The organism is Amycolatopsis sp. WAC 04182 (assembly GCF_003947465.1).
Classification (GTDB): Bacteria; Actinomycetota; Actinomycetes; order Mycobacteriales; family Pseudonocardiaceae; genus Amycolatopsis.
This window is the reverse complement of record NZ_QHJJ01000073.1, coordinates 1-625: the sequence shown is the minus strand read 5'-3', so window position 1 is coordinate 625 and position 625 is coordinate 1. Positions and strand designations below refer to the sequence as shown.

Annotated in this window: 1 protein-coding gene; it reads left to right on the top strand. The window is 69.8% G+C overall.

All coding sequences use genetic code 11. The features are described 5' to 3' along the window. Positions 1-562: TetR/AcrR family transcriptional regulator (locus DMH01_RS42595; protein ID WP_148106613.1), on the top strand; the 562-nt coding region annotated here is incomplete at its 5' end. Positions 563-625 lie beyond the last annotated feature (63 nt).

Sequence of the window (625 nt, the reverse complement as noted above, 5' to 3'; positions counted from 1 at the left end):
GGTGTTCCTGCGCAACGGCTACGTGGGCGCGAGCATGGACGAGGTGGCCGCGATCGCCTCGGTCTCGAAGCAGACCGTCTACAAACACTTCAGCGACAAGGAACAACTCTTCACCACGATCATCCTCGACACGACCGACCAGATCGCGGGCCTGGCCAAGCTCGTCACCGCGTCGCTGGAGGACGGCCATGACCTGGACGAGGGCCTGCGCCAGCTCGCCCGCGCGTTCCTCGGCGCGCCCATGCAGCCCGACGTGCTGCGGCTGCGGCGGCTGATCATCGCCGAGGCCGACCGTTTCCCCGACCTCGGCCGCACCTGGTACCAGCAGGGGTTCGAACGGTCGCTCCAGACCCTGGCCACGGCCTTCGGGCGCCTGGCCGGGCACGGCCTGCGGCCCATGGACGACCCACAGCTCGCCGCCGACCACTTCGTCGGGCTGCTGTTGTGGATCCCGGTGAACAAGGTCATGTTCTCGGACGGCGGCGACCACTACACCGAGGCCGACCTCGACCGGATCGCCGACGCCGCGGCCGAGGCGTTCCTGCGGGCCTACGGCGGCTAACCGGCCAGATACTGCTTGAGCCCGGCGGCCAGCGAACCGGCCATGCGCTCGCGGAACTCGCCG